Source organism: Paenibacillus sp. FSL H7-0331 (genome assembly GCF_001956045.1).
On the sequence record NZ_MRTH01000085.1, the window covers coordinates 1 to 9,734 of the forward strand.

The window sequence follows — 9,734 nt, forward strand, 5'->3', positions numbered from 1 at the left end:
GACGAAGGACTTGGCGTTTTAGGAACCGATTCCCCGTGCGCATTCAGCAAAGTGAGATGGACTGCGGCCCAACCTGCCTCTCGATGATCGCCGAGCACTACGGCAAGCGGTTGAGCATTCATCGGCTCAGAGAACTAGCACAGGTCGGGTTGGAAGGAAGCACGTTATTCAATCTGTGCAAAACCGCCGAATCGATCGGCTTTCAAGCGGAGGCGGTCCGCAGCAGCTTGAAGGGACTCACCGAGCAGACGCTACCCGCCATCGCCCATTGGAAAGGCAATCATTATGTCGTGGTCGTTAAAGTAGACGAACGATATGTGACCGTGGCCGATCCGGCTGTTGGGTTATTGACTTATTCGCATGACGATTTTCTGAAAGGATGGACACTGAACACGGTGTTTCTGAAGCCAGTCGAAGCTTTCTTCACCCAAGAAGAGTCGAAACCTTCATTCAGGCGCTACTGGGCTTTTTTCGCCTCCCACAAGAAGGCGCTATTCCACCTCCTATGGATGACATTGCTATTACAGGTCATTAACCTGGCGCTCCCACTGTTTACACAGCAGGTGATCGACCGTGTGCTTATTGGTAGAAATTATGATGACCTGAACGTCATGATGATCATTATGCTAGGGGTCTCGTTGCTTACCCTACTTGTACAATCGATCAGGGAATGGGTCATAGCGGGGACGTTCATTAAAATTGACATCGACATGATCATGAGTTTTTATCGTCATGTATTTCGCTTACCCATGCGTTATTTCGCCACTCGGAAAGTGGGCGACATCTTAACGCGTGCCGGGGAGAATCAGGTCATCCGGCAGTTTCTTGTAACGAACAGTATGAATGCCGTGCTGAATGTGATGACGATTGTTGTTTACATAGTCATTATGTTTACCTATAGCGTTACGTTGGCTTGGATTGCCCTGGCGTTCATTCCCTGCTTTATTGCTCTTACGCTGATCGTGACTCCCCTTATGAAGCGCAACAGCAGGAAGCAATTCCAAGCCGATGTCGACTTGCAGAATGTATTAGTAGAAGCTATTGGCTCCATGCGTACCGTGAAAGCTCTCGCGGCCGAGGACGAGGTAAGGAAGAAGGTGGAGGGAAGGTTCCGTCAATCTACTTTTGTACAAATGAAGGGTTGGAAAATCGACATCTTCTCCGGTTCTGTCGCCACTGTGCTGCAAACCTTAAGCGGTATAACCGTGCTTTATGCAGGGGCTGTATTTATTATCGGGGACAAGCTGACCGTCGGGGAGCTGATGGCTTTTAGTGCGGTGTTTGCAATCGTTACCGATGCGGCGCTAGGTTTAATCGGAATGTGGGACGAGTTTCAAAGCGTACGGATTGCCTTGGAGCGGCTTGACGATGTATTCGAGACGGAGGTGGAGGAAGCCGATCTGAACCGGCTGACAGCGCTGCCGAAGCTTACGGGGGCGATTACTTTTGAACGCGTATCGTTTCGCTATGCTTCCGACGGGAAGAATATACTGCAGAACATTACCTTCGACATGGCGCCAGGTCAAACGACTGCAATTGTTGGTCGAAGTGGGTCAGGGAAATCGACCTTGGCGAATTTACTGCTTAAGCTATATGCGCCAAGCAGCGGGGTGGTTCGCATCGATGGGCATGACCTGCAGCGGGTGCAGGCTGATACGCTCCGTAAGCAAATCGGAGTGGTACAGCAGGAAGCTGGACTTTTTAGCGGAACGATTCATGAGAATATTGCTTATCAAATCCCTGATGCTTCGATGGATGAGGTGATGGCGGCCGCCATGCTCGCGGGGGCGCACGAATTCATTATGACATTTCCGAATGGCTATGATACACAGGTTGGGGAGCGGGGGGCAAGTCTATCCGGCGGGCAGCGCCAGCGTATTGTCATTGCGCGGGCACTGATCGGCAATCCGCGTATTCTAATCTTCGACGAAGCGACGAGTGCGCTCGACAATGAATCCGAGAAGACGATTCAGCGGAATATGAGCACGATACTCAAAGATCGTACGACCCTCATCATCGCGCATCGACTGAGCACGATTCGGCATGCGGACCGCATTCTCGTACTGGATCAAGGCGTTATTGCAGAGTCAGGTACTCATGAGCAGCTAATGATGGATAAAGGTCTTTATCACATGCTGGTAAGTCAGCCGTTAGAATAATTATAGAAAAAATCACATGGAATTCGCGGTCATACTCATGAATGTGCTGAAGCCGCAGACTGAACGAGCAGATTTCATTATTTTGGGTGAAGCTGAATCGATATCCAAGGTGACCCGTTTAATGTTCATATGGGTTTTCCAAAATGATGTTAGCAAAAGATTCTGAATGGGTAGCTCATCACGCTGAACAACTACAGTTCTTACACGCAGATGTGGTTATTGGAATCGCTTATACTCTATGTCCTGATCCAAATCGTCGTGATCGGCTTTGTAGCTCCGGCGCAAAAACGTGAGTTCTTATTCTATTCATAATATTAGGAGGATACAAGATGTTAATAATGCCTACAAAAGGATTGTATTGGTTAATGGTTGTCGTTTTGTTAATGGGTGCTATTTCGGTTAATTTCTCAACCACAGCTTATGCAGCCGTATATCCAGAAACTATTCATGAAGTCCCTGCAGCTGGGGGATTTAAATCGCCGATAATTGGGGGAGAATTCGATCAGCCCGAACACGTAGCAGTTGATCTTAGCGGAAACGTGTATGTGACAGATGGTTGGAACGGCCAAGTACAGAAGTTTGATTCCAACGGTAATTACCTCTTACAATGGGGGAAAGATGGCAGCGGTAATGGGGAATTTAAGGGCCCTGATGGAATAGCAGTTGATGCTAGCGGAAATGTGTATGTGGGGGACTACGGCCGTATACAGAAGTTTGATTCCAGCGGTAATTACCTCTTACAATGGGGGGGAAATGGCAGCGGTAATGGACAATTCGCTTTCCCTGATGGAATAGCAGTTGATGCTAGCGGAAATGTGTATGTGGTGGACTCATTCAACGACCGTATACAGAAGTTTGATTCCAGCGGTAATTACCTCTTACAATGGGGGGAAAAAGGCAGCGGTAATGGACACTTCGATTTCGCTCAAGGAATAGCAATAGACATTAGTGGATACGTGTATGTGGCTGATGGTAACAACAACCGTATACAAAAGTTTGATTCCAGCGGTACGTACGTCACGAAATGGGGGGGAAATGGCAGCGGTAATGGACAATTCGATTTCCCTCAAGGAATAGCAGTAGACAATAGCGGAAACGTGTATGTGACAGATGCTCGGAACTACCGTATACAGAAGTTTGATTCCAGCGGTACGTATGTTACGCAATGGGGAAGTGAAGGCGTGGGTAATGGACAATTCGATCGTCCTATAGCAACAGCAGTTGACAATAGCGGAAACGTGTATGTGGTGGACTCCCTCAACAACCGTATACAGAAGTTTGATTCCAACGGTACTTACGTCACGAAATGGGGGCAATTTGGAGTATCCACCCCTAAACGAAGTTCTACTGCAACAGATAGCAACGGAAACGTGTATGTGATGGATCATATCAACGGCCGTATACAGAAGTTTGATTCCAGCGGTAATTACCTCTTACATTGGGGGAAAAATGGCAGCGGTAATGGAGAATTCTTTTCCCCTCAAGGAATAGCAGTTGATGCTAGCGGAAATGTGTATGTGGCGGACACATTCAACAACCGTATACAGAAGTTTGATTCCAGCGGTACGTACGTTACGCAATGGGGGAAATCTGGCAGTGGTCATGGAAAATTAAATTTTCCTGGAGGAATAGCAGTAGACACTAGAGGGAACGTGTATGTGGCGGATAGCGCCAACCATCGTATACAGAAGTTTGATTCCAACGGTCTTTACGTCACGCAATGGGGAAGTAAAGGCAGTGGTGATGGAGAATTCGATACTCCTAATGGAATAGCAGTCGATACTAATGGAAACGTGTATGTGACGGATAGTAACAACAACCGTATACAGAAGATTGATTGCAAAGGTTTGATTACGCAATGGGGAAGTAAAGGCAGCGGTGATGGAGAATTCGATACTCCTAATGGAATAGCAGTTGATACTAGCGGAAACGTGTATGTGACGGAGACTTCTAACAACCGTATACAGATGTTTAATTCCAGCGGTACTTACGTTACGCGATTGTGGGGCAGTAATTTCAATGGTTTCAATTTTCCTGTCGGAGTTACGTTTGACAATAGTGGGAAACTATATGTATTGGATATGAATGGTGGCATTAGAAAATTTAGCCTAAATAATAACGCTCGTATAACTAAATTAACGTTCACGGGGGGAACGCTCAGCCCGTCGTTTACACCTGATACAACTTCTTACACGGCATCTGTCGCTACTAGCGTATATGCAGTGACGATCACACCGGTGCTAGAAGATCCGATGGCGACAGTGGATGTATCGGGTGCATCCGGTACGGTTACTAGAGTCGTATACAACAATGTAGCTTCGTTCAGCGTACCTTTGAATGTGGGAGAGAATCCGATTGCGGTTACCGCCAAGGCAATGGATGGAGTGACTAAGAAAATCTACACGATCAATGTGACAAGGACCGCAGCGATCAGCAGCAATGCGGATTTGAACAGCTTGGCGCTGTCGAGCGGGAGCTTAAATCCGATGTTTGTGTCAGGCACGATCAGCTACACGGCAAGCGTGGGGAACAGCGTGAGCGGAATCACGGTAACGCCGACGGTAGCAGATAGCAGCACGACCGTGAAGGTGAATGGTGTGGCAGTGACGAGTGGGAGTACGTCAGGAGCGATCAGCCTGAACGTAGGCGGCAACACGATTACTGTGGAGACAACGGCACAGGACAGAACAACGAAGAAGACATACACCGTAACCGTGACAAGGACGGCAGCGAACAGCAGCAATGCGGATTTGAACAGCTTGGCGCTGTCGAGCGGGAGCTTAAATCCAGCGTTTGCGTCAGGCACGACCAGCTACACAGCAAGCGTGGGAAACAGCGTGAGCAGCATCACGGTAACGCCGACGGTATCTGATACCCTATTTGGCACTGTGACCGCGAACGTATATAACAGCAGCGGCGCGCTGGTGAGTGGTCCGATCACGTTGACGAGCGATACGGCGTCCTCATTGCTTCCGCTGGGCGTAGGCAGTAACGTGGTCAAGATTGCAGTGACGGCAGAAGACGGTTTGACAACCCGAATATATAGCCTAACCATTCGAAGAGCCACAGCACTGACGGCTGATTCCGCAACGCCGATATGGGTAACGTCGAGCACACCAGTAACGATCACCGTTCCCTTAGGCGTAACGAACGCAAAGGTGGCCGTCACACCGGTAACGGTAGGATCTAACAAGGAAGCGATGCTTCCGTTAATCGAAGTACAAGCGGCTACTTCATTAGGTATTGTGAGCATTGTGATCCCAGATGGAACGAAGATTACAGGTCCTGCTAATTGGGACGGAACGATCAAACTGCCTGAAGTACTGAGCACTAGCAGCGTGTCGATCAATAATGCTATCGTGCACGCTGTCATTGAAGTAGGCTCCTCGGATGTATCGTTAACATTTGACCGTGCGGTACGTTTGTTGATCCCGAATCAAGGGGACAAATCGGCCGGTTATGTACGAAATGGCGTGCTTACGCCGATCACAGGCACGATTTCAGCAGACACCCAGGCTGCAGCAGATCGAGAAATTGCAGCTGGTGGGGATGCAAGAATTACAGTTGGCAGTGACCTTGTCATTTGGACCAAGCACTTCACCAAATTTGTAGCCTATACACCGGTTACACCGACTAGGAGTGGTGGAAGCGGCAGTGGCGGTGGCAGTGGTCCTTCCAATAATTTTACGATCGCGGCTTTCGCCGATGCTGAGTTCACTCTCAACAACGTCAAGTTTTCAATTCCAGAAGGGGCTACGGACAAGACGATCCGAGTAACTGTAGATAAAGTGGCCGACATCTCAAGTCTACCTAAAGATGCCGCCCTCCAATTACTTGGAGACGTCTACGAAGTTAAGAAAAACAGTGAGGGCAATTTCATTAAGCCTGTTACGATCGTACTGCCTTTCGACGTATCGAAGGTAGACTTCAACAAGAATGAGGTAGCAGTCTACTGGCTGAACGAACAAACGAGCAAATGGGTGGTACTGGATAACACGAAGGTGGATCAAGCAAGCGGCACCGTATCTGGTACTGTCATGCATTTCGGGAAGTTCGCCGTGTTCACTTCGGAACGAATTCAGACGCCTTCACCGTCCGCGAGTGAATTGAACTTGACCGACATCAAAGGTCACTGGGCAGAAGCTAGTATTAGGGAATTGATCAGAATGGGGGCAATCAACGGTTATCCAGATCAGACCTTTAAACCGAATAACCATATTACCAGAGCCGAATTCGTCTCCATCCTGGTGAAGGCATTTAAGTTGACAGCGACGATTAGCAAGACTTTTACCGATTCTACGGATAATTGGGCTAAGGACTCCATCGGTACGGCAGCAACTTTAGGAATTGTTTCCGGATTTGAAGACAATACCTTCCGTTCGAGCGATCTGATCACTCGTGAACAAATGGTTGCGATTGTAGTCCGTGCAGTAAAGCTGAGTGCATCGAGCAAATCTGTCAGCTTTAAGGACAATTCAGCGATTTCCAGTTGGGCAATCGAAGATGTAGCAGCAGCGACCGACAAAGGGCTAATTGACGGTTATGAAGATGGTACATTTAGGGCAAAAGCCAATACCACTCGTGCGGAAGCTACTGCGGTCATTCTTAAAGCAATGGCTCTTAAGAAATAAAATCATAGAATAGAATTAATTTTTTGAAGTCAGGGCATCCCATTTGGGGTACCCTGATTTTTTGTTTTCAAGAAAACGTGCTGAAAACTGACACAAGTGATTTTGCCTTAGAGACGATACGATTAACCGTATCATAAGTAGGGTGAAATTTTTGACATTACCACTCACTGTGGGCGGAAAGTTGCCCCAGTGGACGCTAAGCGATAAGAATATCGAAAAGAAGTACTCGCTTTCACAATAGAATAAAATGTATAATTTAATTATAGAGGGTAGTGGTGCTGAACCTTACCGGAAGAAGCATATTGTTAAGAGGAACTCCGATCTCGATAAGGACAGAGACTTAGGTCGCGCGGTATGAAGAAAACAATGGCACTTTTGCACATAAAGAAGAGAAGCGGGCAGAAGATCGTAATGTTGAATTGCTATGATTATCGGACGGTAGTTCTGCAGGAATGATCATTCGACGAAGCTGATTGTAGGAGCGATGGCTGCGGTTTGCAAAATGATCCTGACCGTTTTACTTTTAGAAGACTAAAGAACCAACTTTGCTTCAACGCACTCGTCCAGCATTTTTTAGGATGATGTAATTCGAAGGTAGGTATATCCTATGTATGATGGCAAGGTGAAGGTAGGCGGTCCCGAGGAACGCATAGCTATCCAGATTGACCAGCTGGAACAGCATTATTTGGTAGGGCGGGACATCGAAATTCAGTATTTCATAGAGCAACTAACAGTCGGCGGACAACAGGGACGGATCTTAAATCTCTATGGTACCGGCGGCGTAGGAAAAAGCTATTTAATCGACGAGTTCCGTCGGCTGGCGGTGAATCTGAATGCCTACTTTCTGTTGATGGACAGCCGCGGGTTCTCTCATACACCGCAGGACTTCTGCACGCAATTGTTGCGTATGCTCGGCTATCCGATGGAGAAGCTGCAGCAGATCGCCGAGCCGCAGGCGCTTCTAGAGCTATGCCATGACATCCTGAGGGAAAAGGCGGTGAATCAGAAGCTTGTTCTCGCATTAGACACATTCGAGGACATGGGTGATATGGAGCACTGGCTGAGAGAGGCATTCCTCCCACAATTATACCCGGAAATCCTGATTCTCATTGCGGGAAGATTCCCCTTGCAAGGCATATGGCTCAGTTCACCTGCATGGCGCCATTGGATACACCGGATGCCCATTGGGGATCTGGATTATATCTCCGTTAAGCAATATCTAGAGAGCTCGGGCATTTCTCAGGAGTCGATGATCAAACAGATTTGGATGAAAACTAGAGGACATCCGCTCACGTTGTCCGCAATTTCTGTTATCAGAAATTGACTCCGTATCTCATGGAGACGTTGAATCCGTCCAATTGGGCGGAGGCAGAGCAGTATTTGGACAATCGTCACATCAATCCGAAGGAAATTTGCCTTCCTCTCCAGAACCCGGACACGGGGGAGAGGTTCGAGTATATGATTTCTAAAGAAGAAAGTTTATATTCGATTAAGCATATTCATCTTCAAGAGCTTTACGAGCTCGATCCTAGCATTGTTAAGCTGATGAGAGATCAGCAGGGGGCAATATGCGGCCTGACTGCAATCATTCCGATTCATGCAGGAACGCTTGACTACTTGCTAACTCACCCGCTGTCATCCACTTATTTCCAAAGTCTGCCGGATCATAGGCTAAAGGAACTCCGGGTGCCGAATGAACATATTGCCGGTTATTTTGTGAAAACGATCGATGTATCGGATTTTGAGGACGTGGCGATACGTACAACTGCAGGGCTAACGTTCATCTCACTGCTTATTTCTTCCGATTATGTCGTGGCTGCTCCTCCGGATCTCCCCTTCTTAAAGGATTTCCACCTTAGCTTGGGGTGCGAGCAGACGAAAAGCGTTGCACATTACGATTATGACATTAACACTCCTACGCCGTATTATGTTCTCGATAAGAGGGGCAGCAGGCTGCAGGACTATTTGAATAAAATGATGGCGTCTTTCGGCTTTGTAGATCAATCCAAGCAGCAGGATGATGGTATGCCGATGCTGTCCGAGCGGGAAAAAGAAGTGGTGGGGCTGCTGGTGAAAGGTTATACGAATCAAGAAATATCGGCGGACTTGTTTATTACAGAAGTAACGGTCAAGAAGCATTTGACAGCGGTATTTCGGAAGTTGAATGTCAGGAATCGAACACAACTGGTTAACAGCTACTTGAAAAAAACAAAATGATCGTAATCAGACAAGTTTTCTCTTAAGAGAGAGCTTGTCTTCTTTTTTTATCCGTGAGGAGAACGAAGGTATACCCGAATTCGACTGTTTTGCTACGTTTGGATAATAGAATGCGCGAAAGCAGGAAGGCATTCTTAATGAGATTAAAAAACTTAATTTACTGGAGGAATAATACAATGTCCAATGAGAACGAATCAAAAGATTTAAAGCTTGAAGATTTGGAGAAGCCATTGACGGAGACGGAAATGAAAGAAACAACTGGTGGAGCATTGGGAAAAATCTCTGGGACAGTAGTCCGTAATGGTATGAGTCGAGGTTCAAACTAAAGCACAAGTTAAAACGATAGACTCGGATTGTTGCAATGATTTGTTTCTTTTAAAAACAGATTAATGAACTGGGAAACCCTAACTATCGTTAGGTTTTTTCCAGTTCAATGTGAAGAGGTGGCTTATTATGGATGCTATGGAGCTGGTAGCGTTTAACGTGAACGGTACGGAATGGCGTCTACGCGATGTACTAAAGCTTGCGTGCATGGAGGGTCGTTTCTCCGCTGTCGAGGATAGCATTCGAAGAGCCATTATGAAGGAATTTGCGGAACAGCATCAGTTATCGATCGATGAGCAGGAATGGAAAGCGAAAGCCAATGAGCTGCGACAGCAATTGGGGTTATACAGTGCAGCAGAAACTTTGGCTTGGCTTAAAGTGCGAGGGCTCACGATGGTCGATC

Annotated in this window: 6 protein-coding genes; all 6 read left to right on the plus strand. The window is 47.2% G+C overall.

The window, feature by feature from the left end; all coding sequences use genetic code 11:
• On the plus strand, positions 1 to 2,159 hold a 2,159-nt coding region (locus BK127_RS40965; RefSeq protein WP_144026721.1), incomplete at its 5' end, for a peptidase domain-containing ABC transporter.
• Positions 2,160 to 2,488: 329 nt separating this feature from the next.
• Positions 2,489 to 6,790: a cadherin-like beta sandwich domain-containing protein gene (locus BK127_RS40970; RefSeq protein ID WP_076238401.1), complete on the plus strand. Its 4,302-nt coding sequence runs from the start codon at positions 2,489 to 2,491 to the stop codon at positions 6,788 to 6,790.
• Between the two features lie 607 nt (positions 6,791 to 7,397).
• Positions 7,398 to 8,114, plus strand: a complete 717-nt coding sequence (locus tag BK127_RS40975; RefSeq protein WP_076238402.1) for an ATP-binding protein — start codon at positions 7,398 to 7,400, stop codon at positions 8,112 to 8,114.
• The gene (locus tag BK127_RS44625) at positions 8,111 to 9,007 is read left to right on the plus strand and encodes a helix-turn-helix domain-containing protein (RefSeq protein WP_218639085.1); all 897 of its coding nucleotides are present in this window, start codon (positions 8,111 to 8,113) and stop codon (positions 9,005 to 9,007) included. Before BK127_RS40975 ends, BK127_RS44625 begins: the two co-directional genes overlap by 4 nt.
• 176 nt (positions 9,008 to 9,183) lie before the next feature.
• Positions 9,184 to 9,333: a hypothetical protein gene (locus BK127_RS44375; RefSeq protein ID WP_179097813.1), complete on the plus strand. Its 150-nt coding sequence runs from the start codon at positions 9,184 to 9,186 to the stop codon at positions 9,331 to 9,333.
• Between the two features lie 127 nt (positions 9,334 to 9,460).
• The coding region (locus tag BK127_RS40985) for a hypothetical protein (protein ID WP_218639086.1) at positions 9,461 to 9,734 on the plus strand (274 nt) is incomplete at its 3' end.

Excerpts from the sequence above, each read along its gene's own strand:
- BK127_RS40970 (WP_076238401.1), top strand. The coding sequence starts at position 2,489 with ATGTTAATAATGCCTACAAAAGGATTGTATTGGTTAATGGTTGTCGTT.
- BK127_RS44375 (WP_179097813.1), top strand. The coding sequence starts at position 9,184 with ATGTCCAATGAGAACGAATCAAAAGATTTAAAGCTTGAAGATTTGGAG.
- BK127_RS40975 (WP_076238402.1), top strand. The coding sequence starts at position 7,398 with ATGTATGATGGCAAGGTGAAGGTAGGCGGTCCCGAGGAACGCATAGCT.